The organism is Vibrio sp. 10N.286.51.E5, assembly GCF_041469125.1.
Classification (GTDB): Bacteria; Pseudomonadota; Gammaproteobacteria; order Enterobacterales; family Vibrionaceae; genus Vibrio; species Vibrio crassostreae_C.
Genome location: NZ_JBFRJZ010000022.1, coordinates 12,529 through 37,944, shown reverse-complemented (window position 1 = coordinate 37,944; position 25,416 = coordinate 12,529). Strand labels below are relative to the sequence as shown.

The following is a 25,416-nucleotide window of genomic DNA, read 5'->3' as shown; positions in this document are numbered from 1 at the left end:
GCCTAAGTCAGATGCACTTAGGCGTTATGAATCACTATAGTAACACTAAGCCTTACTTAGCAAAGTTTACAATCGGGAAGCACGGGAAGAAACCGTTGTCAGCACAGTTGATCAGACCAACTTGTACGCCTTCGATTTTGTTGGTTTTGTTGAAGATACCAACCTGAACCGTAGACACTTCTGAAAGGTTCGCAGCGCCAACATCAACCATAGTGTTACCTTCTGAGTAGTTGACGAAACTCACGTTCGCGCCTTTCACATCATTAGTAATGTTCACAGCACCAAGGTTAACACCCGTTGTTTTACCCGTGTTCCAGTTGAAGAAACCTAGAGATGCACCGGTCATTTCTTGGTTCACTTTTGATGCACCCAAAATACCCAGGTTCACACCTGTGGTCGTTTGCGTCTCAGACATACCAACAACGGCAAGATCGACACCTTTAAGGTCGTTCACTTGTCCGTGAAGCAGAGCCAAACGCACACCGCCAACAGCATCTGAGTCAGGTGCGTTGAAGCCATTGATCGTTGAAAACATAACAGGCGAAGAGGCAAATGCCGCCGGTGCCATTACTGCTGCAGACACAGCAAGTACTGAAAGTAGTTTTTTCATTGGGGAGTCTCCACTGACTTATTGTTCACTTGATTAATCCATTTTTAATCAAGCATTTATTGTCCTTTATTCAACAGCTACCCATGTTAAATCAATGTAATAACTGTACTGTTGAATATAAGCCGCTAAATCATAAAGAGCAATGGTTAAGAGCAGATGCGGGATTCGAGTGAACGAGATGCGAAAAGCAAAAAAAACAGAGACCGAAACCTTCGCTCTAACGCTTATTATTCCAAACAAAAATCTAGGCGAGAAAATCAACATGTTTCACAAGCTTATAGCCCACACACTTATTGCCGCATCTAAAGCGATGTCATCCTAAAAAATTTATTGATAAAAGCTCAACAGACCTCAGGTATTCAAAAACTAATGTTCGTAAAATTCTGAAAATAAACTAAATTCTAATATAGGAATAGAACGATATGAAACAGCGGGAATAGCATGATTAAGGAACCTACGAATAAACAGACCATTAAAGCGATTATTTCGCGTGGTTTTTTGGCTATCGTGTTATTTTTAGGCCTCTATATCTATGTTAGCCATGCTCTGAAGAACAAAGAGCAGGACATGATTAATCTCCAGCTCAGTCTTTCTGAAGCTTATAGCGTTATGCTCTCTGTCAGACGACAAGAGCAGCAGTTTGTTTCCACAAGGCAACCAGAGATTCAAGAACAACTCAATATAAAGCGAAGTCAGCTGATCGAAAAGCTGGCTGAGATCGATGGGAAAATCGTACGAAGCGACCTCAATATTTCTTTTAATTATGCCAAAGTTGTCGAGTATCTCGACGAGTACCACACCGCCTTTACATTATTAGCCCTTGAGTTAGTCAGCATACATGGCAAGAGGGACCAAATTGGGCTCATTGAGAAACTAAAAAATGCAGCGTTGACACTTGAGCGCTTCGTACATGAATCCAATAATGTGCAGCTTGAAGAATTGACTTTAGAAACACAAGATCTCATGTATCAGTTCTTTACCGATTTTGATCAGACAACATTAGATAAGATTGTCGATTCATTGTTCAAAATCCAAGATGAAATAGAACAGAATTCCCGAACGATCAGTGCATTAGCTTCGTTTAATAATTTTAAACGCCACTTTTGGCGATTGCAGCGAGGGTTAAAGAGTGTCGGGTACAGCTCTGATAGCGGCCTCAAAGGAGAACTCACCAGCAGTATTTATCATGTTGAAGATGAGCTCAACTTACTTTTCACCGAAACACCCAAGCAGATCGCAGAGAGCCTGACGCAGATAAAGTCGTACAGCTACTTATCGACAGCCGCATTAGGAGGGGTGACGTTACTGGTGCTGCTTTATGTTGTGTGGCGTGCCAGTCAACTTGAAACTCAATTGATTGTTTCACAAGAGAAAGCACGACAAGCAAACCGTGCAAAAAGTGCCTTTCTTGCCAATATGTCTCATGAGATACGGACACCGCTTAATGGCGTGATTGGTATGTCAGAAATACTGGCAGAAACCAAACTATCCGCAGAACAGAAAGACTGCCTTGGGACTATCTATACCTCTTCTCAAACCTTACTTATGTTGATCAACGATGTTCTCGATCTGTCCAAAATTGAATCGGGTAAACTGGAAATTAATCCACATACGACAGACTTAAGAGAGCTGCTGTTTGATAGCGTGACTCTGATTTCTTCTAAAGCTTATCAAAAGCAGATTAAGTTGGAAGTTGAAATTGATGGCGAGCTCCCAGAGTACATTCATGTTGATGGGAATAAAATTCGCCAAGTGTTGATGAATTTAGCCTCAAATGCGATCAAATTTACAGAACAAGGCTCTATCGTATTCACCGCTAAACGGCTTCCATCATTGGAAACAGAGTGTGTGGTCGAGTTTTCTGTTCGAGATACGGGTATTGGTATCGCAGCAGACCAACAAGAGCACATTTTCAAAGCGTTTTGCCAAGAAGATACCAACATCACCTCCAATATTGCGGGGACCGGATTAGGGCTTAGTATTTCGTCACGTATGGTGGAAATGATGGGAGGCTCGATAAACGTTGAGTCAGAGAAGGACGTGGGCAGTTGCTTTCATTTCCAATTAACCGTAGTGCCATCAGATCATTCTGAACATAAAAATCGTAAACAAACCGTTGTCTATTATTCAGATGCGCCATCGAAACTTTTACTCGATGACTTGTTCCGCCTTGGTTACTCACCACAACTAAAATCAATCGAAACAAACTTGGCGGCAACTGACCTCCCAGAGATCGCTTTGATGGAAGATATTAACCAAGCCAAAACACTGCATCGCTTAGCACCAGAGGTGAAAATCATCATAGTGAAAGATAATCTTAGTGATCCTATGAGTGAGTGTCATTTTATCTCAGGCTATGTGACTCTTCCTATGCTCGGTTCCCGCTTAAGTAGCATGTTGAACTCCGTGCTTGAAAGGTCACAGCCACAACCCCCTCAACATCAACCTGAGCCGATAGAAGCGACTGTACGTCAAAAAGTCCTCATAGTTGAAGATAACCGCGTAAATCAGAAGGTGGTATGTATCAATTTAGATAAGTTAGGGATTGACTATTTGATTGCCAATGATGGACAAGAAGCGATTGATTTATATCGAGAGCATCATCAAGAAATCGGCCTTGTTTTGATGGACTGCATGATGCCGAATGTCGATGGCTTTGAAGCAACGGAGCAAATAAGGCGCTATGAAGAAAACCTTCAACTTCAGGCAACACATATCCTCGCTTTAACAGCTTCAGTGCTCGATGATGATATTAAACGATGCTTCGAGTGTGGAATGAACGATTATCTTCCAAAACCATTTAAGCGTGACATGATGCTGCAAAAAATTGATGAACAACAGTTTACGCACAAGGCAGGCTGACCAAGGAGCTTTGGAAAAAAAGAGTGATGGTGAAGCTGAAATACAGATACGGGATGCGAATAAATAAGACTTTAAGAGCAAAAAAAACGGAGACCGAAGTCTCCGTTTTCTAAAGCTTATGTGTGACTTTCTCTGCTATAGAGAAAGGGGGATGATTACATCATGCCGCCCATGCCACCCATACCGCCCATGCCACCCATATCAGGCATTGCAGGGCCAGAATCTTGTGGCTTATCAGTGATCATCGCTTCTGTTGTGATCATAAGACCAGCAACTGACGCTGCGAACTGAAGTGCAGAGCGAGTTACCTTAGTTGGATCTAGGATACCCATTGCAATCATGTCGCCGTATTCGCCAGTCGCCGCGTTGTAACCGTAGTTACCTTCGCCAGCACGAACGTTGTTAGCAACAACAGACTCTTCATCACCTGCGTTCTTCGTGATTTGACGGATAGGCGATTCCATTGCACGTAGTGCAACACGGATACCGACGTTTTGCTCTTCGTTGTCGCCTTCAAGGCCAGCAACTTTAGATGCAGCGCGGATAAGTGCAACACCACCACCAGCAACCACACCTTCTTCAACGGCAGCGCGAGTTGCGTGAAGTGCATCTTCAACGCGGTCTTTCTTCTCTTTCATCTCAACTTCAGTTGCAGCGCCTACTTTGATTACTGCAACACCGCCAGCTAGCTTAGCTACGCGCTCTTGAAGTTTCTCTTTGTCGTAGTCAGACGTTGCATCTTCGATTTGTTGACGGATTTGAGAAACGCGACCTTGGATCATTGTTTCTTCGCCCGCGCCATCGATGATGGTTGAGTTTTCTTTAGTGATAGTTACACGCTTAGCTTGACCTAGGTCTTCTAGCGTTACTTTCTCTAGGTCTAGGCCGATCTCTTCAGAGATAACCGTACCGCCCGTTAGGATAGCGATATCTTGTAGCATAGACTTACGACGGTCACCGAAACCAGGCGCTTTAACAGCAGCCACTTTAACGATGCCACGCATGTTGTTCACAACTAGAGTTGCAAGCGCTTCGCCTTCTACATCTTCAGCGATGATAAGAAGTGGACGAGATGCCTTAGCAACTGCTTCTAGAGTCGGAAGAAGTTCACGGATGTTCGAAACTTTCTTGTCGATAAGAAGAATGAATGGGCTTTCTAGATCAACAGAACCCGCTTCTTGGTTGTTGATGAAGTAAGGAGATAGGTAACCACGGTCGAACTGCATACCTTCAACTACGTCTAGCTCGTCTTGTAGAGCCTGACCTTCTTCAACCGTGATTACGCCATCACGACCTACTTTTTCCATCGCTTCAGCAATGATGTTACCTACTGTCGAATCAGAGTTCGCAGAGATAGTACCTACTTGCGCGATAGCTTTTGTATCTGCGCATGGAACAGAAAGGCCTTTTAGCTCTTCAACTGCAGCGATAACTGCTTTGTCGATACCGCGCTTAAGATCCATTGGATTCATGCCAGCAGCAACGGCTTTTAAGCCTTCAGTGATGATTGCTTGAGCAAGAACTGTTGCTGTAGTCGTACCGTCGCCCGCTGCGTCATTCGCTTGCGAAGCCACTTCTTTAACCATTTGCGCGCCCATGTTTTGGAACTTGTCTTCAAGTTCGATTTCACGTGCAACTGAAACACCATCTTTAGTGATCGTTGGTGCGCCAAATGATTTGTCTAGAACAACGTTACGGCCTTTAGGACCTAGCGTTACTTTTACTGCGTCAGCCAGAACGTTTACACCTTCTAGCATTTTAATACGTGCGTCATTACCAAATTTAACGTCTTTAGCAGCCATCTTAATTTCCTTTCAAATTCTTTGTTTCGGGGCGTCTCAGCGTTATCGCGTCATTCTGAACAGTGAGGGACGAACGTGATTCAGAATCTACTCAAATCGCACTCTGTTTAGATTCCAGATAATTCGTTCCTCATTTCTGGAATGACGATATGAATCATCCAATACTGGCTCTGATAACTTTTACTGAGAGTTAAATGAAAAATAGATTACTCGACGATCGCCATGATGTCGTTTTCAGACATAATCAGAACTTCTTTGCCGTCGATTTTTTCAGTTTTCGTGCCGTAACCTTCAGCAAAGATAACGGTATCGCCAACTTTTACGTCCAACGGTTGCACTGAACCGTTTTCTAGAATGCGGCCTTTGCCGACAGCTAGAATGATACCGCGAGTCGATTTTTCTGCGGCAGAACCAGTTAGAACGATGCCACCAGCAGATTTAGATTCAACTTCTTGGCGCTCAACGATAACTCGGTCATGTAGAGGACGGATATTCATCGGTCTTATCTCCTGATAATTTCCATTTAAATTTTGATAGTTGCCACGATTAGCGTGGGTCAAACAATATGTTGGGGGCGATGTGAAAGATCCCAAGGGGGGAACGGAAAAATTGTGAGCTAAAGTGCAGATTCTCACCCCTCATCTTTCCCTGCTTTTCGTTTACTCGTATCCCGCATCTGTTTATCCTACGCTTTTGGTTTCTATCGGCGTTTTGCATGCAAGATAAGCACGGGCTATTAACTGCCCCAATTGAGAGTACATTGCGTACCATGACCATACCGACCATATTCGGTATGGTGGCGATCTTGATGTTTAACTTGGTCGATACCTTCTTTATCTCACTGCTCGGCACACAAGCACTTGCAGCAGTGAGCTTTACCTTTCCAGTTACCTTTGCGATTAACTGCATCACCATGGGGATTGGCATTGGCTTATCGACATGTATCGGTCGATTGCTTGGCCAAGGCAGCGCACAAAATGCAGCACGCTTTACCTGTCATGGCTTATTGCTGGCTCTGCTTCTGGTCGGCTGCGCGTCTACATTAGGTATTATCGCCTTAGAACCACTGTTTACCCTGCTAGGAGCAAAGCAAGAGTTGTTGCCGCTGATATCGGAATACATGTCGGTGTGGTATCTCGCGATCCCATTTTTGGTCATCCCCATGGCAGGCAACAGCGCCATTCGTGCCAGCGGCGATACTAAAACACCCGCCAAGATTATGCTACTGGCTGGCCTTATCAATGGCGTTTTAGATCCGCTACTTATCTTCGGGTATGGGCCTTTCCCTGAACTGGGGATTCAAGGCGCTGCGATTGCCAGTGGTTTCAGTTGGTTTGGTGCGTTGTGTGGCTCACTCTACGTATTGATGGTGCGAGAAAAACTGCTTGCGCCGCCTAAGCTGACAAACATCGTCAGTGACTGGCGACAGATCTTAAAAATAGGCACCCCAGCGGCTTTGTCTAACGCTCTGAACCCACTTGCCGGCGCTATCATCATGATGATGCTGGCCAAACAAGGGACTGAAGCCGTGGCGGCGTATGGCGCAGCGCAACGTATCGAGTCCATTCTTATCATTGTGTTGATGTCTCTTACTTCGGCGCTTACGCCTTTCATGGCGCAGAACTTTGGCGCAAACAACCCACAACGCAGTTTTAAGGCACTGTTTCTGAGTATGCGTTTTGCTGTGATGTTCCAAGGTTTGATTTTCTTAATGATGGTGCCGTTGAGCATTCCTTTGGCTGCCCTGTTCTCTCAAGAAGAATCCGTCCGAGGCATATTGTGGCATTACCTGTTAGTCGTGCCCTTTAGCTATGGATTCCAAGGCATTGTGATGATGCTGATCAGTGGGATGAATGCCATGCATCAACCACTCAAAGCCTTTCAATGGAGCTTCATGCGTTTGTTTGTCTTTACCTTGCCATTCGCTTGGATAGGCAGCCAAATTGATGGTGTCGAAGGGCTGTTTATAGGCTTAGCCTTGGGGAACATTGTCGGCGGTATTTCAGGGTACTTGTTTGCGCTTCGTGTAAGGGGTAAAGCAGATGCGGGATACGAAGAGGGATAGTACAAACCAAAAACTGAAAGACAAACGCTGACTACGCAGCGCTTAGTCCATCTTCGTTATATTTATGTCGCTAGAGCAAAGTTGATCGTATTTACCTTCGCTAGATTAACGTTCTGTTTTGCTTGCCACAGATCATAGTGATCCTGCATTGTTAACCAACTCTCCGGGGTTCTACCCAGTGACTTAGAAAGACGTAAAGCCATTTCAGGAGAAACTGCACTTTGGCCTTTAAGAACACGATTCAGCGTAGAAGGTGATACATCAAGCTGCTTTGCAACAAAACGACAGCTATAACCAAACGGTTCCATATATAGGTCATAAATAAACTCACCTGGGTGAGGAGGGTTGTGCATACTCATTAGTGATAATCCTCATAATTTAAAATATAGGCATTACCATCAATAAATTCGAAAGTAATACGCCAATTACCATTTACTGTGATTGACCAAATACCATCTCTATCCCCTTTTAATGGGTGAAGCTTAAAGCCAGGTAGATCAACATCATCAATAATGGTTGCAGTATCTATAGCTGCCAACTGCATCCTAAGCTTACGCTCATGCTTAGCTTGAATACCGGCTTTACTGCCAGTCTCAAAAAACTTTTTGAGACCTTTATGCTTGAATGTTTTAATCATACAGAGAGTGTAGCGTGTTGCGCATCATGAATCAAATTTCAAGCGACTTAAGAGCAGATGCGAGATTCGGGTAAACGGGATGCGAAGAGCCTCAAAAACAGATACGAGATTCGAAGAGCTTGAGAGCAGAAAAAGACTAAAAGAAGGAAGATGACATGGAAGACACCACTTACAAAATGCTTTATGACGCACCAATTGGCAAGATGATCATTGTGAGCAATGGTGTGTCGCTTATTGAAATTGACCATGTAAATCACGAAGAGCTAATGACTAGCAATCCAGATGACCTTTGCCAACTGGCAGCGAAACAGTTAGATGAGTACTTCGCAGGTCAACGAATAGAATTCGATTTGCCATTAAGAGCGATAAAAGGCACTGAGTTTCAAAAAGTAGCTTGGCAGGCTTTAACAACCATTCCTTATGGCGAAACCATCAGTTACGGTGAACAAGCAAAGAGAATGGACAACCCAAAAGCAGTAAGAGCTGTGGGTGGTGCAAATGGCAAGAACCCATTTAGTATTGTTGTACCTTGCCATCGAGTCATCGGCGCAAATGGCACATTAACCGGCTACACCGGCGGCATGAACCGCAAAGAGTGGTTACTGGATTTTGAGCGTTCGGTTGTAGATAGAACGCAATAAACCTTACCTCGCTAGATCAATAATATAAAGTTTCACCATCAAGAAGCGCCATTATCACCAGACAACATATAGTCTATATTTAAAATTTCATACAAAGAGGTGATGGTAATGTCCACTGATACGATAGGTTACTTAAAAAAGCACGCAGCCAACCTCGATTTATCTGAACCTATGACCATTACTCAAAATGGTAAGCCCGCTTATACGATTGAATCTTATGACGATAGAAAGCATAGAGAAGAAGCTATAGCGCTAATGAAACTATTATCGTTTTCTATTGATGATGCAAAACATGGCCGAGTCAATTCAGGTACTCAGGTTCGAGATAAACTGGCAAAGCGTAAACAATCGGTTCAATAATCAACATCATCGATACGCTAATAAAAATACGCTCGATTATTTGAGTTTAATCCCATAGGTGTCAATATGGGCAAGTAGCTCATTCGATGTAATTTTATGCTTAACGAGCAAGTCAACCTTGAATGGAAGTGACGATTGTTCTAAACGATCTTGCAAGCCTGCGACGACACTTAACGAAATACCGTCCCCCTCGATAACAATATCGATGTCAGAGTTATCTTTATAAGTTCCAAGGGCTCTAGAACCAAACACCCAGGCATGAATGACTGAAGCATGGTTCAAAACAACATCCTCAATCAGCTGATATTGATGAGGCTTAAGGCCGACAGAGCCTGGGCTAACCAAATAACTATCGTTCACATTTAACCTATTGATCACATTTACTCTCTTGATCACATTTAAGCTTTAAATAGAGTGTGACTTGCCCTATCACTGGTGAAAATGACTCTAAGATCAGTGACTGAGCTTCAAGGACATTTTCCTCATCATAGGTGTGAGACAATAAATTTCGTTTTATGAGTGCTTCAAGCATGATCTCACACTGCTCCGAAGATAGGTGCTTAGCTTCTAAGGCTGTACGAAAAACGCTCCTCGGCGAAGCCACATCAAACCCTTCAAACTCAAGTAAGTCTTTAAGGGTCTTCCATGTAAGCTCAAAAGAAAATTCAAAAGTTTGTACTAACCCAGCAAGCTCTAACTCATTGTAGCTATCTTGTGAGCACGCTCTCTCAAGCCTTTGCTGCGCTTTCATTAAGTTTTGCAGTCGTTGCTTCCAACGGTCTGGGTTTGAGTTCATATAAACAGCCTAGGGATAAGGTAAAAGACAAGTATAGTATGAGCCTTAAGCTACCTAATCATTCAAGAAATGTCACTCTTTCGATATATATCAAGGCCGTTCTTTTTGTCTTTTGTTTAAGGTAGTGTCCTTCTGTTCTTCCCTACCTGTATATCCTGCATATTTTTCTCACCCAACACCTGCCCTTAAAGCTCTTCGATACTCGATTATCCGCATCCCGCATCTATAAAAAAGCCCGCACTTTGAAGTGCGGGCTTTCAAAATCGTTACAGCTCAGTGAACCGCTGAGCCAAACCATTACTTAACTACTTACTACTTAACGATCACGTCACCTGACATTTCAGCTGGGATATCAATACCAGACAGAAAAAGCATCGTTGGTGCTAAGTCAGACAGCTTACCGCCTTCTTTGAACTCAACGTCTTTGCTGCCCACGTAGATAAGTGGAACAGGTAGGTTAGTGTGCGCTGTGTGGATGCCGCCCGCTTCTGGGTTTACCATCATTTCCGCGTTACCGTGGCCAGCAGTGATAAGCAGTTGGCCATCGGCTTCTTTAATTGCTTCAACCACTTTGCCAAGACATTCATCTCATAGGCCCAACGTTGAATAAACTAATAGCAACAAGCAAATCAAAACTAAAGACTCGTGTGGGGTAAAACTTGCGCCGTTAAGCCGCTATGCTAATCTCATTTTGTTAGGTGGTTACTCGGCCCTCAGGTAACCTTCAGTGAAAATCGAGCGTTGGTGATAGGCGCTTACATCAAGAGGACGGCATCATGTTAGCTCCAATTCTCAGTGCGTTGTTAATGACGATTCCCTTTATCGCGGTCAGTGATAAGGTTCCTTCTTGGCTCAATGTCACCGGCTGGGCGTTGATCGTATTGATGCTGTTGCTAGGCTGGGCAACATTAAAAGCCGATAACATCATCGCTTGGTGTGAAAAGCAACGGGATAACGACCGCCCGACTCGTTAACACGAAGGCTTACCTTTTACTCACATTAACGTATCGAAAGCCGCCGCCTTAAAACGGCGCATTTTCGCTAGGGCTTGTCTTTCACGTCTTGTATTTTCTTCTCTTCTGCAGCATCGGGACGTCTTGAACACACCTCTTCAAATTGATTTAACGTCGTTTCATCGATCGCGCCTGATTGGTGTAAATCATTGACGGTCTCACTCACTGTCTTCAATACATCGCTCATCTCATCCTCACTTTGATGCTCACAACCTTTGCTTTTGTCCTCTGAGCTTAACAGAAACGATACCAAAACGAACTCATAAGATCAGTCGCAACTGGCAAAGTGAATCAGCGCTTTTCAACGTTAAGCAAACCTTAACTTAAAGACTCAAGTTTGCGACAGAACCGGGGATTCGCAAGAATACGGCGTTGATATGTGTCTTAATCAAAACTTGCAAAAAAGTAATCCATTGGCTTACACTTCATTTATGCATACAATCGTTGAATTACCCGAATACAAGAAACGAGTTGAAAAGCTCCTTTCTGAGGAAGAGAACAAGCAAATCATTAATTATCTAGCAGAGCACCCGAAAGCCGGTGTGTTAATGCAAGGGACAGGTGGAATTCGTAAGCTCAGGTGGGCAAAAGAGGGCAGTGGTAAAGTGGTGGTGTAAGAGTTATCTATTACTACCATAGTGAAGAAATACCATTATTTATGCTTTCTCTCTTTGGCAAAAACGAGAAAGCTAACTTATCTAAAGCTGAATGTAATGTTCTTAATAAACTAACCAAAATACTTGCAGACAGTTACGGGAGGCAATCATGACTAATGCATTTGAAAGTATCCAGCAAGGTCTAATGGAAGCCATTGAATTCGCAGATGGCGAAAACAAAGAGGCTACAGTTCACAAGTTTGACTCTGTTGACGTTAAAGCGGTGCGTAATAATGTAGCAATGACTCAGACTGAGTTTGCATCTACATTTGGTATCAGTCTAGGTACATTACGTCACTGGGAGCGTGGAGATAGAACACCAAGAGGTCCTGCTTTAGTGTTACTGAATGTACTTGCGAAAGATCCCCAAGCAGTAATCAGAGCTCTTGCTTGAACTACTACACCTCTAAAGGAGTGTTAATTCCTATCGCTCTACCATTAGAATAGAATCGGCTTACATTGTCTCTTATAGGCGTTTAACGTGTTGGTCGTCCCTACCACCAAAAGATTTATGCTGGTGACCTTAACCCCTCAAGTGGAAGCGGGTACACCTAAAATGCAATGAGATTAAATGCAATGCATTGAAATGCAATGTGACATCACACATAAAACACAGATAACGGCTTGACGTCACCACTGAACATTGGCTAACTTTATAAAAACAGCCGTACACGGTTGTCTTTAAACTCAATATTGCCATGTTCTGGCACTAAGCGAGATAAGTATTGCGGTCTCGCTTCAACCTCGCCATTAAGGTACTGCCTTATAAATAACGGGAAATGGCCGTCCCCTTTACACTCAACTGCACCATGATCGCACCTCTTTGTGCGTCATGCAGTGTCACTCGCGAGACCTTCATACTCTCGCTCACTAACTGGCGACACCGCTTGTATTGCTGTGTTGCAGTGCTGCTGATTGTTACTCAGCGCTGAGATGGGATTGCCCATCAAGGACCTGACAACCTCACGCGCAGACTTGATCATGCTCCACCCTGATCACACTTAACTCTCTATTTTCTCAATGAAACATACGACATTCGGATAATCGGATTGCGTACGTTCGGCTTACTTTTATCATGCCTAAAGGATTTTACTTATGGGTAGACAATCAAATGAAAAAAAACGCAACCGAGCCAACAATGCCGGCGGCGTTCCCGTCGATGCGTATAACGTCGCCCTTGCCATCGCCAATGTGTTGCATGAACTCAGACCCAAGACGTCGGGCGTGCTGACTGAACCCACGACGCCCCTCAACCTTTATCACATTTACTTCCTGTATTTATGGATCGCAGGCCATCTGTCTGGCATCGAAAGAGAACAGGATATTCCCGATCTGGTGTTGGTCTCAGGGCGAGTCGATTGTGCACTTCATCACCTTCGCCGAGTGCGTGAAGGTGGCGTTTCATGGGTCGAATATGCCATACCTTGCGCCCTGGCAAAGGAAACCGTGTATTTATGGCAACCCATGCCAGACGCGCTCAATGCCGTCTTTAGCTATTGGCTCACTCATCATGACACGGAGCTTCGCCTCACTAAAATGCAAAAGAAACAGCTCTTTTGGCGATTAAAAAAGAGAAAGCTACGCACGCCGGAGGCGCTGAGAAGCCAACTTGTGCTGCGAAAAGACCTCTTGTATTCCTACATCGAGCGAATGGCACATTGCGATCCTTATCTCTCACTTCCAGCTCAAAAACTCATCACAGCCAAGAAAGTCCACCATCACAGTGCACTGAGTTACCAAATGCTGAACTGCGATCAAATTCGCTATGAGATTTTTTGTGCGCACAACCGCTATTTGCAGAGACTCATTCCCCAAATAAACCAGCGTCATATTAAACCCTTTTGTGATGTCAGGCTTCCCACCACTGGCGCACTTATTCCCGTCTTTACAACGCTTAACGAGCGTCCCCCTTACCTGAAAAAAGCAGGCGCGATCGTGGCGTTCACTCTCGAACTGACCGAGGGCGCTCGAACCTATATTCCAATACCGCCCATTTCCATTGGCTCTACGCGCGCGATCCCGATTCCCAAGCTGAGTCTCTTCTTTGGTCACCTTCGCCAACAACTGGCAACGGTGCCAGAAAGAAACGCCTCCCAAGACGCGCTTCGTGAGTATTACAACGCGCGCACCTACGAGCTGGCGTTGTTATTTGTCCTTCTTACCGGCGCTCGTCCTACTCACCACATCTCGATAGAGCGGGAAGCCTGCTTTGATTTACAACGCGCCCTTATCAAAGACAAGGGACGCTACCGCCTTATCGATATTCCGAACTACTTACGACAAGCGATTGAGTCTTACCTTAAACTTCAAGCGCGCGTGCTCCAAACGTTAGCGCCCAATGACGCTTCTGCCATGGGGCCCCTATGGTACTTGATTGATGAGAACAACGTCGCCGTCCCCCTCACCGCAAAAACCTTGAGGTTGTTTATGCATGCACAGTGGCAGCATTGCTTTCAACAAAGGCTGGGGGCCCCCGAAGAAAAAGTCGTCCCTTACCAGCTTCGTCACAGCTTTGCCCAACACGCCTTGATGGCCACTCACCCACGCTTAACCACCCAACAAATTGATGTACTGATGGGCCACAGCGAACTGGGTGAACACCTTGGCAGCGCTTATGCTTTTCAAGCTTGCAACCAAACATTGATTGCGCATTTGAACCACTGGCCATCGCGGCTGCAGCTCTCTGCCCTTACGCCCTACCCTTCAAAAAAGGACCGTGCCTTATGAACCGTCAAAGCCACACCGCAAAACACATCCATCACTTCTATCAACAGCAGTCGATAGCGTGCGCTGAAGTTGACGCCTTCGAGGCCTTCTTAACGCTGCTTTTTCAAGAGAGGGGCCAAGAAAGTGAGCATGAACGCCAATTGACCGAGTCACAAATGGCCTCGATAAACCGAGCCATTTCAGGTATCCCAACAGGCCGGCAAAGAGCCTTAAAACGGGCGCGTGATGAGACGCTTTATTACCTAAACCAGGTGTGTGGCTGGGTCTTACCACCGGTAAAGGTGCAACAATTTAACGATCATGAACACTTGTGGTTGGTCTCGCTGTATCAACAAAGTGCAAGGGCTCATGCTATCTCTATGCACTACCAACAAGAGAGCCAGCACCGTATCAAGCAAAGAGGAACCCCAAACTTGGCGTGGACCGTGTTGACCTTGATGAGAGAAGTGGCGCCTCTGCCGCTCAACGCTTGGTGTGAAAGACTCAATGATCCCACCCCGCTGGAGCGCATTGGCGATCAACTCACCCTAACCATCACGCACCCTGTTAACCTGTCGTATTTTGATGATACCGAACCCGTCAGTTTTACGCGCTACGCCGTATCACCGCTTGCAGCCCGCGCCTTCTATGACTGGCAGTGCCGACAAGAGCCGGGCAACCCAAGAGTGACACTTAACCGATTGCTCAACTCACTCGAGGATTTTTATCCCTCTGCGCAGCGCAAAGCGCTTACCCCTCATCAATGGCAACAATCTGTCCAAACCTTATGGCTCCATCGCTTCGCCATCCCCCCTGAAATATTAAAAGATTTCTCTGAGCCCATGCGCCATGTAAGTGCGTTACCACAAGAGGCGGCCTTATCGCGCGTAGCCACAGCGCAAGATATTTATCAGCCGCCACCGTTTGCGAAGATCCCCCCCCGAGCCCCAAACCAAGAGACTCCGTTTCATCGCTGGCCTCACGCCATGCTCATCAAGTCGCTCAATATGCCCCAACAAGCCGCGCCCACTCAACCCGAGTGGCAAGCAGACAACCTGTTGCCCCGCTTATTGTTTGATTATGTGCAAGAACTGAAGCAATTTGGCGGCGTGAAAAAAAACACCCTCAGCCCCGCCACCTTGCTGCGCTACACCAGTTTTAAAAATGAACTGTCGACGACCCCACTCCCTCTCTCGATCGCCAATGACAGGGAAGCCCTGCAACAATGGGCCAAAGATCGATACCGCCTCATCCAAGACGAGACAATGGAAAAATGGACTCTGTATCAATTCTTCCGTTTTCTTACTCAGCAACCCATCACTGAGCACTTAGATCTCTCGACCTTCATCAAACCGACCCAAAGCCTAAAAATTGATGCCCTTTCTCTTAGCGCTGAAGAGGTGCACCACCTGGTCACTCAGTTATTAACGCACAGCCTGTCCCCGATGCAGGCGTTATTTGCGAGTGTCAGCGCGTTATTGAGTTATTACGGCGCCCTTCGACGCGGGGAACTCTTACGCCTGCGCCTTCAAGATATTCGATGCACCCACGAAAAAGGTCAGTTATTTGCGATCTACATTACCAATACCGAGGAAGGCAAAACAAAAAGCGGAGACACGCGCACGGTTCAGGTTGTGATGCCCGAAATCGGCGCCAAATTAATACGGTTATTACTGGCGTTCAAAGCCAACCGCCCTCCTAGCGAGCCATTCATTGGCTTTGAAGACGAGTCCATCCATTTACGAGCGCGCCACTACCTTTTGCCTATCACGAAAGTGCTCAAACAATTACACGGTAAAAAAGCGCGCTTTCATCACCTTCGTCACAGCGGCGCCAAGCTGCTCTATCAACAAGCACTTTGCCTTGCTAACGGTGCGGCGCCAAAGGCTTGGCATAAAACGCATCAACCCGTCACCGCGTCTCTCTTCTCAACATCCGTTGTTGAGCAGCGATTTCAATACTGGTTGCAAGGGCGTTCATTTTCAGAGTTAAACAATATGCTGCTGTTTGATGAAATCGGTCGAATGCTGGGCCATCAACACTATGCGACAACTCGACTGCATTACCTGCATGGTATGGAATGGGTCGCGCCTGCCTTTCTCCCTCAACAGCGAGAATACACACATGCCGAGCTGAGATACCTCTGGGGAATGAAACCAGGTTCCAATGATATCACTCGTCTTCTGATGAGGCTTAGCCCTCAATACGCCCAGCTTTCATCCTCTGAAAAGCAGCGCCACCTGCCGAGCTTTACTCATGCACAGCTGACGGAGGCTCTGAGCCAACGTTTGGGCAGCAAGCGCAAACCAAATGGTGATAAAGAACAGCTTCAAGAGGCGGAGTCAAACGACAACGAGTGGATTGGACTTTGGACAAAAGGCGTCTCAAGTGGAACCCAAACCCGCCCTTATCGTTTTCAGTGGGAAACTCGAGAGCAAATCAAACGCTTAAAAGAAACGCCTTTGGCTTTTTCCATGGTGAGTGACGCATGGCGCGCCTTTGGGCAATACCAAGGCATTGAATGGAATAAAGCCGCACGAACCGCCCTACGTCCCCTTGGCGAGCTACACCTCGAAAAGAAACCGCCGCAAAGCGATGACGAGGGAATGATCAATGGCAAGCAATTGTATTTTCTTAGCCCATGCAACCAAAAGGTGGAAAAAGCGCTCCACACCCTCAAGCAATCACCGCTCAAATACCATTGTCATATCACGCTGCATCAAAACCGAAAACGTCTCGACAGTAAAAAATGGGACTTTATACAGGAGGCTTTACTCACAGCAAAAGACACCGCGAATAAAATCATCATCCCCACCGGTCGCACTCAACTCAAGATAGCGTTGGAGTTAGAGGTCACCGATCCACTTCTTCTTGAGCAATTTCAAACCTGGTGGAACACCATGATACTTAACGCCTCACAGCCAAAAGGACACACATTATGAACACATTGAACTTTCAACCAAAAGTACACGCACGCATTACCGAGCTGGTTAGCGGCATCAAAAAAGGCAGCGAGCATCCCTTTGTCACCTTCATTGTCACTGATAAATCGCTTCACCTCATTGGCGGCGCGACGGAGAAGCTCATCATGACCACGTTGGACAGAGCGTCGGATTGCACATTGGACAACGCCGCTTTCTCGTTTAGCGCCACCGCTTTTGCCAACCTATGGCTGTGCCAAACCAATCATATCGACCAAAAAGAAACGATTTCATTGCAGCTCCGTCATGACAACCAACAAGACGGCATCGTACTGGAAGGGCGAACCGAACTGAACTCCTTTCGCTACGCCCTCGCGCAGCCCGCTTGTGAACATCATCTGGCCTTCTTTGATAGCGTCATGACGCACCCCAAGCAAATTATTGAGACCAAGCAAGCGCTGGCGATATGTCAACTGGCCAATACCTGCACCCCTTTCTCAGTGTTTGAGGTCAACAAAGACAGCAATCGCGTTCAAATAGAGAGAGACAACGACATCATTCCTTTCGCGCTTCCTAAGGGTATGAACATCGACATCGATATGGCCCTGACTCCAGAGGCCAAGCACTCACTGGAATCGATCGCGCAAACAACACAAAGCGAGACCTTGTCTGTCTATATCGATGATGAGCAAGCGATGTTTAGCGATGGAGAGCAGGTGTATTGCCACTCCCTGGCGCCATTGCGCGCCTACCGAGAAAGACAGCAGCAACATTTTGAGTTAGAAGCCAAAGTGGTGATTGATGTTCTTGAATTTAAAGCCGAAAGGGACAATTTTCAAAAAATCGAAGAGATTAAAAAAACCAACCAAGCCTTACTTTACCTCACCCCTGAGAGTATGTATTTCGCGAGCTTAGCACCCAAAGTTGGCGCCTTAATGGCACTCACGACCAAGAGTATCATTACTTCACAAGAACAACTGTATAGCGTCAACCTCAACGCCTTATCAAATGTACGTATCAAAGACATCACATCGGCTGATCAAGTCAAGATGACGGTGCTGCGCAGCGCGCAAGGTGAACTCAAATTGGGGTTTCACAATGACGAAGATGGGAAGCACCCTTATTACAGTGTGCCTTTGGAGCGTGCTTTGCCACTCTTGCCTGAGCTAAAACGGATCATCGATATCTCACAGCTCTCAAGTGATAAGCCTGAACAAAACGATCTGTTTGGATTTGATGACGTGTAATGCCATTAATGAGAGTCAGTAAGTGCTCAGACGTCGCGTAGGGAAAGGCTTGATAACACGACCGATGCCGATAAGTAGTGATTCTACAATCAACATGTCTAAGATCAGATCCATTGCCTTAAAAGTCACAACTACGTTAATCACGTATAGCTTCGCCATCTGTACGTTACTTGCGTATATTTTGCGAATGAAAAGTATATTTGCACATCTCGAATCAACCATATTTGAAAAGTATCGTAATGAATATCTAAGTGATGATGAGTTTAGGCTTTTTCAAGCTGAGTTAATGTCTAATCCAAAACAGGGGGACGTGATTCAGGGTACAGGTGGTTTGCGAAAGATTCAAGTTGCAAGTAAGGGCAAGCGTGGCGGGTCTCGTATTATCTATTACTTCCTCGATGAAAAGCGTCGGTTCTACTTACTGACAATTTATGGCAAGAATGAAATGTCCGATTTAACCGCAGACCAAAAGAAACAACTAAAGGCTTTTTTATGGAGGCGTGGCGTAATGAGCAATCGTGATCTATTTACAGAGTTAAGTTCAGCTCTTATTGAGGCTCAAGAGTATTCCAAGGGCAAACTAACTCTTAAAACTCATCATGTTAAAGATATCCGCGAACTAGATATTTCACCTGATGAAATCGTGAGTATTCGTGAACAGTTTAATATGTCGCGTGGTGTGTTTGCGCGTTTGCTGCATACATCATCTCGTACACTAGAAAACTGGGAACAAGGGCGTAGCGCACCAAATGGACAAGCGGTAACTCTTCTAAAATTGGTTCAGCGTCATCCGGAAACTCTGTCTCACATCACGAGCTCTAAGCGCTTAAGAATTTAAAATACTTTTTGTGACTGCTCACCGCCTATCGGGCGATGCTTCTTTCGTTAGCCATTGCTCGATAGTATCGAGACTTACGCAGCTTCACTAAGTGCTTACCTTTTTCTTTGCAGCTTGTACTCCAATTTAACGACAAAGCTGTGCCACGAGGCATCCGCTATGTGTTTCGCCAGTTTGCGGTTTTTCATCATATTGGATTTCAACGTCTCAACAATCACAGCGTGGTTTTTGTCAACGAAAGTTAGACTCACGGTCAAGCCAGCAAGGCTGCTTTCTTGATTGTGCAGTCTTGTGAGACAGTTGTGCCACCTCGCCTATTCATGAGTATCTATTTACTCACAATTTGAAAAAAACAGCATTATTGCGTATTATTTTACACATAAAACACAAGTGAGGTGCAGCCAATGGAAGAATTAACAGTACAAGCTTTTATCAAAGGTGAATGGCTCGATGTTGCTCTCATCTCATTCCCTAAGAGTGCTCAGCATAACTTCCAAATTTCTGAACTCAATTATCTCAGTGATTATGCTCTCTATCATCATGATAAAGACGATTTGCATGCAGTTTCGATCAATCACCCTGTTTCTTTTTTCTTTGATGATATGGGAAAACCTGGTTGGTTAAGATTCCTAGACGACATAATGCCAAGTGGTGCTAGTAGAAGGTACTGGGTCAAGCACTTAGATATTGAGGATCTAAGCTTCGATGAACAAGACTTTGTTTTACTTAAGTTTGGGACGATGTCGCCTATCGGCAATTTACGGGTGAAAGAGTCTCTTCCTGAGCGTTACGAAATATCAGACAACCTCTATTTCTCTGTTGAGGATGTTAAGAACCGAGCGGGTGATTTCCTCGACTATGCACAGCAAAGAGGCGCAGCGGCAGGTGGAGCGACGGGCGCGGGAGGAGAGGCCCCTAAATTACTCCTACGTAGCGAGATAACCCCTCACACTGGCGACGAAAAAATATGGATAGATCCCTATCAAGATGACCCTAGCAATCACGATTTACACTACCTGGTAAAATACCCCAGAGGTTCGAGAAGCACCGTCGACTGTAATATTCTAAGAGCTGAGTTCTATTACTATCATGCACTTACTGAAATGGGTTTTGATACGATTCCAATACAAGGCATGCGCTTAGAAGAAGGTCTTAATTACCCTTCGTTATGGCTACCTAGATTTGATATTCAAATCAATAAGGAACAGGTGGAAAAATTCGGTATGGAATCCGTATACTCCATGCTAAATAAAGGTGCAGGAGTCACTCTCAACCACGAAGCCACTATCAGAAGCCTCATAGAAAAGATGACCCAAAGCCACATGGTTCAACATCAAGGGTATGCTTTCGACCCCCAGGAGTTCGTCGTTGAGTGGGTAAAGCGAGATTTACTCAATATCTTGTTTGGGAATAGTGACAACCACGGAAGAAATACTTCCTTCCTGAGAGGAGACGGTTTTATTAAGCTGGCTCCTATATACGACTTTGCACCAATGAAAGCCGATCCCGAGGGCATTCCAAGAAGCACAAAATGGCAAGCACCACTCGAAGTCGGCGGAACCTATGATTTTATAGGAATAGCTGAATCCCTGTCAGATCTAGTACCAACAGCCGTCCTTCTTGAAGAACTAAGAGATACAGCCGCTAAATGCCTTGACCTTAAAAAGAGACTGGAAGAACAAGGTGTACCAAAACAAATCTTGGAGATGCCAGCAATTGGGTTTAATCATATATCTGAAAAATTGACAAAATGGGGGCTAGCATGAGTAAGAGTAGCCGATCAAATAAAGAGACTGTATATGAGACCGTAGCTCGCCTAAGAGCAAGCCGAGAACAGCCAAAGTCAATAGCTTCCCATCAACCAACACACTCGGGAAAGAGTAAATTACAACCAAATACTCAAGCAAAACAGAAGGTATCTAAGAACTCAAAAGCGATCAGGGCATCTGATCGTAAAACGGCTATGGACGATATTATCAAACAACTCTTGCTTGGTGGGCTCACACAAGGCCAAGCCCTTAGAACACTGCGAGTGAACATACTAGGCCTAAAACAGGATGTTTTTGCAAAACTCGTCGATGTCTCAAGAAAAACACTCTCAGATATTGAAAATGATAGAGGTAGCTACAACACCGAGGTTCTAAACAAAGTATTCAAACCTTTTGGTATGAAAACGGGGGTAATTCCCTCATCGCCGAGTTTGCTCATTTCTCTATTAAACAGTAACGAGACAGAGTGATACAAACTACAGTGAACTCTGATGCAATTCCACAAAGGCGGAGAACAAGCTGACAGGTTTGGGTTTAATGACACATCAGCGGCGCACCAATGAACCGTCATCTTTGATGAAAAAACCATCAAAAGCACTGGACATCGATCCAGTAAACGACTAGAGTCAATATTGAACGTTTTATAGGCTATCGGAAGAAATGGGCGTGAAGACACGCTTTAGGATTTGGAAGATACCGTGAAATGCGCTGGCAGATGATGACCTTGCGTCACACCGCCGCACACAATATGCAGTTGGGATAGGAAGGCGGCAACCTCCCTACCCCGTACCGGCTGCGAGGAGTTTAAACCGACCCAGCCGATGGCTCGATTCTAGCGAATTCCATTGGTGAGGGACAGATCTATTTAAGACCTGATATCAATGGAGGCCGCTATGGCTCATATTCGCATCCGTCCTAATGGGCGCATTCAGTTCGATCTTCATTTGTACGGCCAACGCTTTCGCGAAGGCACCCAGCAAATGGCCACTCCGAAAAACTTAAGGCTTGCTCAAGCCACCCTCAAGCAAATGAACGCCGAGATTGACCTTGGCACCTTTCAATACCGTGACTACTTCCCTGACAGTAAAAAAGTGGCCTTGTTTGAATCCTTACAGCGAGATAAATACCCCGACCGTCTTTATCCGTTTTTCAATGACTTTGCGAATCAGTGGTATGAGCGTCAAAAAGGCAATTGGAAAGCGAGTTATAAAGGCGTGGTAAAAAACACCCTTGAGCACTACCTCATTCCGCACTTTGGCAATACCTTAGTCTCTGAAGTGTCGCTCTCTCAAGTGGAATTTTTTCGTCAGACGCTGCAAGAAGCTCGTAAGGCTAATGGCGAGCGACAACTCACCAACAAGCGCATCAATAATATTTTATGGCCGCTGATTGCCATTCTGAGCCTCGCCGCCGAAGAGCATCACTTTGATTACCCATTTCGACGCTACAAATCCCTGAAAGAGGAAAAAGCGGATTCGAAACCGCTGACCATGGATGAAGTCCGTACTTTCTTAGAATGCTGTGATACGCAATGGCATGATTATTTTTTACTGCGATTTTGGACGGGCATGCGAAGTTGTGAAGTGCATGGCCTGTATTGGGAGCACATTGATTTTGACCATCGCTTGATTCGCGTTAGACAAAATTATGTGAATGGGGAAATTTGCGATGTGAAAACACCCAAATCTCGTCGTGATTTGCAGATGTGCGACACCTTGTTCGCAGCGCTAAAACGTCAGTGGGAAATGAGAGATGAGTGCAGCCCATTTGTGTTTCCCTCTAAAACAGGACAAGGGTTAGATACGCATTACATCAGCAAGCATGTTTGGCACCCAACGTTGAAAAAAGCAGGCCTGAAACCACGTCGCGCTTACGAAACGCGCCATACCGCTGCGGTGCTGCACATTGCTGCGCATGAGAATCCACTTTTTATCTCACACAAATTAGGACACAGCGACACCAAGCTACTGTTTGAGGTGTACGCCCCTTATGTCGCCAATGCTTCCAGACAAGACGGGAACGCGTTTAACGACATGATGTTAGGAGGCGCGGCATGATGATACTGACCTTTAACCGCGCTCAATACTTCCATCAAAACCTAACGGATAATGATCAACTGTGCGCCTTTGCATTAGGCTCTGAACTGCCTTCGGTTTATACACTCATCGGCAACAAACAAGAAATGGCGTTAAGTTCATTGAACGAACAACGCCGTTTAGAAGCGATAGCCAAGCAATGTTATGAGCGTTTTATGGAAGATCCAAGGTTGCAATTGGTACTCGATAAGTACGCCGACAGTATGATGACCTCGGGCATGGCTATGTTTCACGATGTTCGATTACACGCTCAGTCCCCTGGGCTGACTTTAACGAAGTACTACTGCGCACTTAAACAAACGGATGGGCATTTGGATAGATCGATGGTGTGGGAAAAACACCTTCAATGGTGCCAAGCGTTATCTTTTGCTTTGTATGAACATTGCCAAGATCCACGCAGTGATATTTGTTATGGCGAGAAGACCGTCATTATCGATAAGCCGCATAACAGGCAGTGTTACAGCTACACGACCATCAAGAAAGCGGTGTCGTTTCAGCTCAACCGATATCAGTACAGGCAAGTGCCTTGGCAGTGGCAAGACTAGCGCTCCTGATAACACGGGAATACCGATAACATGTGTGACCCGTATTTTTCATTCAAGTTTAAACTCAGAAAGTGCGTCTTTCACGCTTAGTCATAATGTCACCTGTTTTAGTCTCGAGATGATCATACATCACCTCTTAATCAGGTGGCCAAATTAACTAGGCCACTACAAACAATAGCCATGTGATTCATACCCGCTTGTTATATGCCTTTCATGTACCTATACTTAATGCGCACCTTAAATACGCATAGGTAATTATCATGAGAAACGCATATAGCACGCAAGCGCCTAAAAAAGCTGCAAACTTAAGCTTAAATAGCGAATTACTCGCTGAAGCTAAGCGCCTGAATATAAACCTCTCAGCAACAATGGAAAAAGCGCTTGAAAAAGAAGTGAGCCAACGCCGTAAAACTGAGTGGTTGGAGCAGAATGCAGATGCTATCAGTGCTTGCAACGAACTAACCGAAAACCACAGTCTGTTTTCCGATTCTTACAGAATATTCTAATGTCACAGTTTTCACTCTACCAAAATAACGATAAAAGCACTGCTACCGCTTATCCATACTTTGTTGATGTTCAAAGTGAAATGCTTGATACGCTAAATACCCGACTGGTGATCCCATTAACACCAGTTGAAATGTTAGAAAAGAAAGCCCCTACTCACCTATGCCCAGTAATCCATATTGATGAAGGTGACTTCGTGATCCTCACTCACCAAATGGCAAGTGTGCCGACTAAGATGTTACGTGAACCAGTCAATGAATTGAGTACATTTAGAAACGAAATCATTGCTGCTATTGACTTTCTGATTACTGGCATGTAACGCTCGATATACGCCAATAGCTCCGGTGAGCTCACCTTCGCTTTCACCACCAAGTCCACATGAAAGGGGCTTTGTGAAGATAGATAGCAGAGGTATCAAGGATACATTTTCATACAACAGCAAGCTCCTTCAATAGAAGACCGAACCACTGAGGAATCACATTCCGAGGCACATGAAGAGAGCATGCCCCGCTTCAAGGCGTAGCCATTCTTGTTGAGATCGATGCTGAGACATTTACGAGTACCTTTAACGAGCAAAGTTAAAGGTTACGACGTTTATTGAAAGGATTGAATGAGTCGATTTAAAGACGCTTACAACACATGGCTGTTGTCGTGTATCCGTGATGAACCTTAAATAAAGCTTCGCTTAAACTTCTCATGGTTTTCGATATTCGACCTCAAATCTTCTTTATCCCAAATTTGAAGTTCCCACGGAAAGTAAAAGTTACTTCTATTTTTAAAATAGATGTGAAGTCCTTTATAGCCTTCCTTATCGCGCAAATACCAGTTTTTCAAACCAAGTTCATCTTGCCAGTTATCCAGCTCTTCCATCACTTCTGCGATCTCGGACTTGGTTAATATAATCCTTGCCCCAAAAATATCATTGAGCCAATTGTTCACCGGATACTGATTGTCGCGCTCACTATAACGCGCAATTTTATCGTCGATACTTTCTCTTGTTTTTACTCGATAAAAGTATTTCAACTCAATATGGGAGGTCATGAGATAGTCATTGATACTTTCATGAAGCACTAAGCGGTATTTATAGATATGAGAGGCAGGGACGTTCGAGATTGTCCTAGATAGCTTCACTTGCTCAAACATCCCCTGCTCAAAGCAAGACTCTGAAAACTCTTTGTGAATTCTATTGATCTCTTCAATGAGTTTTTTAACTTGCTCCTTCATCCCACCTCCATGATTTTAACGGACTGATGAATAATCTGACATGATTAAATACAGATGGAAGTATAGCAAGTTTGGGAATGGAAGCTAAAGCAAAAGCCACAAAAGCGCCTCTCGGCATAAGCCA

Annotated in this window: 27 protein-coding genes and 2 pseudogenes; 18 read left to right on the top strand and 11 right to left on the bottom strand. The window is 45.1% G+C overall.

Translation table 11 applies throughout. From position 1 onward, the window contains the following. Positions 1-52 precede the first annotated feature (52 nt). Positions 53-610, bottom strand: coding sequence for a VC2662 family protein (locus AB4161_RS08215; protein ID WP_017067162.1), 558 nt, complete (start codon positions 608-610; stop codon positions 53-55). 441 nt (positions 611-1,051) lie between these two features. Between AB4161_RS08215 and AB4161_RS08210 the strand changes: the two genes are divergently transcribed. Continuing rightward, entirely contained in the window at positions 1,052-3,472 is a 2,421-nt protein-coding gene (locus tag AB4161_RS08210) for an ATP-binding protein (protein ID WP_372083177.1), read from the top strand. Between the two features lie 155 nt (positions 3,473-3,627). Here the strand turns inward: AB4161_RS08210 and groL are convergent, their stop codons facing one another. Both groL and AB4161_RS08200 read right to left on the bottom strand, forming a co-directional pair. Further along, a complete protein-coding gene (gene groL / locus AB4161_RS08205; protein WP_102397875.1) occupies positions 3,628-5,274 on the bottom strand; it encodes a chaperonin GroEL in 1,647 nt (548 codons plus the stop codon). 206 nt (positions 5,275-5,480) lie between these two features. Further along, positions 5,481-5,771, bottom strand: coding sequence for a co-chaperone GroES (locus tag AB4161_RS08200; RefSeq protein WP_010433998.1), 291 nt, complete (start codon positions 5,769-5,771; stop codon positions 5,481-5,483). Positions 5,772-5,989: 218 nt separating this feature from the next. Between AB4161_RS08200 and AB4161_RS08195 the strand changes: the two genes are divergently transcribed. After that, positions 5,990-7,339 (top strand): MATE family efflux transporter, encoded by a 1,350-nt coding sequence (locus AB4161_RS08195; protein ID WP_372083176.1) that lies wholly within the window; start codon positions 5,990-5,992, stop codon positions 7,337-7,339. Positions 7,340-7,401: 62 nt separating this feature from the next. Here AB4161_RS08195 and AB4161_RS08190 read toward each other — a convergent pair whose 3' ends face one another. Together AB4161_RS08190 and AB4161_RS08185 are read right to left on the bottom strand one after the other, a co-directional pair. After that, a complete protein-coding gene (locus AB4161_RS08190) occupies positions 7,402-7,698 on the bottom strand; it encodes a HigA family addiction module antitoxin (RefSeq protein WP_017067998.1) in 297 nt (98 codons plus the stop codon). After that, entirely contained in the window at positions 7,698-7,976 is a 279-nt protein-coding gene (locus AB4161_RS08185) for a type II toxin-antitoxin system RelE/ParE family toxin (RefSeq protein ID WP_017067997.1), read from the bottom strand. The genes AB4161_RS08190 and AB4161_RS08185 overlap by 1 nt, the downstream gene beginning before the upstream one ends. A 155-nt stretch (positions 7,977-8,131) precedes the next feature. Here AB4161_RS08185 and AB4161_RS08180 point away from each other — a divergent pair, with 155 nt between their 5' ends. Next, positions 8,132-8,617 (top strand): methylated-DNA--[protein]-cysteine S-methyltransferase, encoded by a 486-nt coding sequence (locus AB4161_RS08180; protein WP_136975775.1) that lies wholly within the window; start codon positions 8,132-8,134, stop codon positions 8,615-8,617. A 108-nt stretch (positions 8,618-8,725) separates the two neighbouring features. Next, the gene (locus tag AB4161_RS08175; RefSeq protein WP_372083175.1) at positions 8,726-8,977 is read left to right on the top strand and encodes a type II toxin-antitoxin system Phd/YefM family antitoxin; all 252 of its coding nucleotides are present in this window, start codon (positions 8,726-8,728) and stop codon (positions 8,975-8,977) included. A gap of 36 nt (positions 8,978-9,013) precedes the next feature. Here AB4161_RS08175 and AB4161_RS08170 read toward each other — a convergent pair whose 3' ends face one another. From AB4161_RS08170 to AB4161_RS08160, 3 genes and pseudogenes are all read right to left on the bottom strand, one after another. Next, positions 9,014-9,337: a nucleotidyltransferase family protein gene (locus tag AB4161_RS08170; protein ID WP_372083174.1), complete on the bottom strand. Its 324-nt coding sequence runs from the start codon at positions 9,335-9,337 to the stop codon at positions 9,014-9,016. A gap of 7 nt (positions 9,338-9,344) precedes the next feature. Further along, entirely contained in the window at positions 9,345-9,773 is a 429-nt protein-coding gene (locus AB4161_RS08165; protein ID WP_102481904.1) for an HI0074 family nucleotidyltransferase substrate-binding subunit, read from the bottom strand. 312 nt (positions 9,774-10,085) lie between these two features. Further along, positions 10,086-10,361, bottom strand: a pseudogene (locus tag AB4161_RS08160) (2,3-bisphosphoglycerate-independent phosphoglycerate mutase); the annotation flags it as partial. A gap of 188 nt (positions 10,362-10,549) precedes the next feature. Here AB4161_RS08160 and AB4161_RS08155 point away from each other — a divergent pair. Continuing rightward, positions 10,550-10,747 carry a hypothetical protein gene (locus AB4161_RS08155; RefSeq protein ID WP_371714710.1) on the top strand — a complete coding sequence of 66 codons (198 nt, stop codon included), beginning with the start codon at positions 10,550-10,552 and terminating at the stop codon, positions 10,745-10,747. Between the two features lie 67 nt (positions 10,748-10,814). On the opposite strand, the gene AB4161_RS08150 is transcribed toward AB4161_RS08155, so the two are convergent. Beyond that, positions 10,815-10,973: a hypothetical protein gene (locus AB4161_RS08150; protein ID WP_170962346.1), complete on the bottom strand. Its 159-nt coding sequence runs from the start codon at positions 10,971-10,973 to the stop codon at positions 10,815-10,817. A gap of 190 nt (positions 10,974-11,163) precedes the next feature. On the opposite strand from AB4161_RS08150, the gene AB4161_RS08145 reads away from it, so the two are divergent. The 5 genes from AB4161_RS08145 to AB4161_RS08125 all read left to right on the top strand — a co-directional run bounded on the left by AB4161_RS08145 (position 11,164) and on the right by AB4161_RS08125 (position 18,316). After that, on the top strand, positions 11,164-11,403 hold the full coding sequence (locus tag AB4161_RS08145) for a hypothetical protein (RefSeq protein WP_372083173.1): 240 nt from the start codon (positions 11,164-11,166) through the stop codon (positions 11,401-11,403). Positions 11,404-11,551: 148 nt separating this feature from the next. Further along, the gene (nadS, locus tag AB4161_RS08140; protein WP_017067989.1) at positions 11,552-11,836 is read left to right on the top strand and encodes a NadS family protein; all 285 of its coding nucleotides are present in this window, start codon (positions 11,552-11,554) and stop codon (positions 11,834-11,836) included. 701 nt (positions 11,837-12,537) lie between these two features. Beyond that, positions 12,538-14,169 carry a site-specific integrase gene (locus tag AB4161_RS08135; protein WP_372083172.1) on the top strand — a complete coding sequence of 544 codons (1,632 nt, stop codon included), beginning with the start codon at positions 12,538-12,540 and terminating at the stop codon, positions 14,167-14,169. Next, entirely contained in the window at positions 14,166-17,090 is a 2,925-nt protein-coding gene (locus AB4161_RS08130) for a hypothetical protein (RefSeq protein ID WP_372083171.1), read from the top strand. The genes AB4161_RS08135 and AB4161_RS08130 overlap by 4 nt, the downstream gene beginning before the upstream one ends. Further along, entirely contained in the window at positions 17,087-18,316 is a 1,230-nt protein-coding gene (locus AB4161_RS08125) for a hypothetical protein (protein ID WP_372083170.1), read from the top strand. Before AB4161_RS08130 ends, AB4161_RS08125 begins: the two co-directional genes overlap by 4 nt. Positions 18,317-18,331: 15 nt before the next feature. Here the strand turns inward: AB4161_RS08125 and AB4161_RS08120 are convergent, their stop codons facing one another. Then, positions 18,332-18,475: a hypothetical protein gene (locus AB4161_RS08120; RefSeq protein WP_371723280.1), complete on the bottom strand. Its 144-nt coding sequence runs from the start codon at positions 18,473-18,475 to the stop codon at positions 18,332-18,334. 28 nt (positions 18,476-18,503) lie between these two features. On the opposite strand from AB4161_RS08120, the pseudogene AB4161_RS08115 reads away from it, so the two are divergent. The 8 genes and pseudogenes from AB4161_RS08115 to AB4161_RS08080 all read left to right on the top strand — a co-directional run bounded on the left by AB4161_RS08115 (position 18,504) and on the right by AB4161_RS08080 (position 24,387). Further along, positions 18,504-18,838: pseudogene (locus AB4161_RS08115) on the top strand (type II toxin-antitoxin system RelE/ParE family toxin). Continuing rightward, complete coding sequence (locus tag AB4161_RS08110; RefSeq protein ID WP_372083169.1) at positions 18,825-19,154, top strand: helix-turn-helix domain-containing protein; 330 nt, start codon at positions 18,825-18,827, stop codon at positions 19,152-19,154. The pseudogene AB4161_RS08115 and the gene AB4161_RS08110 overlap by 14 nt, the downstream one beginning before the upstream one ends. A gap of 404 nt (positions 19,155-19,558) precedes the next feature. Further along, positions 19,559-20,920 (top strand): type II toxin-antitoxin system HipA family toxin, encoded by a 1,362-nt coding sequence (locus tag AB4161_RS08105; protein WP_167853017.1) that lies wholly within the window; start codon positions 19,559-19,561, stop codon positions 20,918-20,920. After that, positions 20,905-21,393 carry a helix-turn-helix transcriptional regulator gene (locus tag AB4161_RS08100; protein ID WP_372083168.1) on the top strand — a complete coding sequence of 163 codons (489 nt, stop codon included), beginning with the start codon at positions 20,905-20,907 and terminating at the stop codon, positions 21,391-21,393. Before AB4161_RS08105 ends, AB4161_RS08100 begins: the two co-directional genes overlap by 16 nt. Positions 21,394-21,816: 423 nt before the next feature. Then, positions 21,817-22,980: an Arm DNA-binding domain-containing protein gene (locus tag AB4161_RS08095; RefSeq protein ID WP_372083167.1), complete on the top strand. Its 1,164-nt coding sequence runs from the start codon at positions 21,817-21,819 to the stop codon at positions 22,978-22,980. Next, positions 22,977-23,564: a hypothetical protein gene (locus AB4161_RS08090; RefSeq protein ID WP_372083166.1), complete on the top strand. Its 588-nt coding sequence runs from the start codon at positions 22,977-22,979 to the stop codon at positions 23,562-23,564. Before AB4161_RS08095 ends, AB4161_RS08090 begins: the two co-directional genes overlap by 4 nt. A 260-nt stretch (positions 23,565-23,824) precedes the next feature. Further along, on the top strand, positions 23,825-24,070 hold the full coding sequence (locus AB4161_RS08085; RefSeq protein ID WP_135455622.1) for a type II toxin-antitoxin system CcdA family antitoxin: 246 nt from the start codon (positions 23,825-23,827) through the stop codon (positions 24,068-24,070). Then, positions 24,070-24,387 carry a CcdB family protein gene (locus AB4161_RS08080; RefSeq protein WP_372083165.1) on the top strand — a complete coding sequence of 106 codons (318 nt, stop codon included), beginning with the start codon at positions 24,070-24,072 and terminating at the stop codon, positions 24,385-24,387. Before AB4161_RS08085 ends, AB4161_RS08080 begins: the two co-directional genes overlap by 1 nt. 350 nt (positions 24,388-24,737) lie before the next feature. On the opposite strand, the gene AB4161_RS08075 is transcribed toward AB4161_RS08080, so the two are convergent. Then, positions 24,738-25,292 carry a GTP pyrophosphokinase gene (locus AB4161_RS08075; protein ID WP_372083164.1) on the bottom strand — a complete coding sequence of 185 codons (555 nt, stop codon included), beginning with the start codon at positions 25,290-25,292 and terminating at the stop codon, positions 24,738-24,740. Positions 25,293-25,416: the final 124 nt, after the last annotated feature.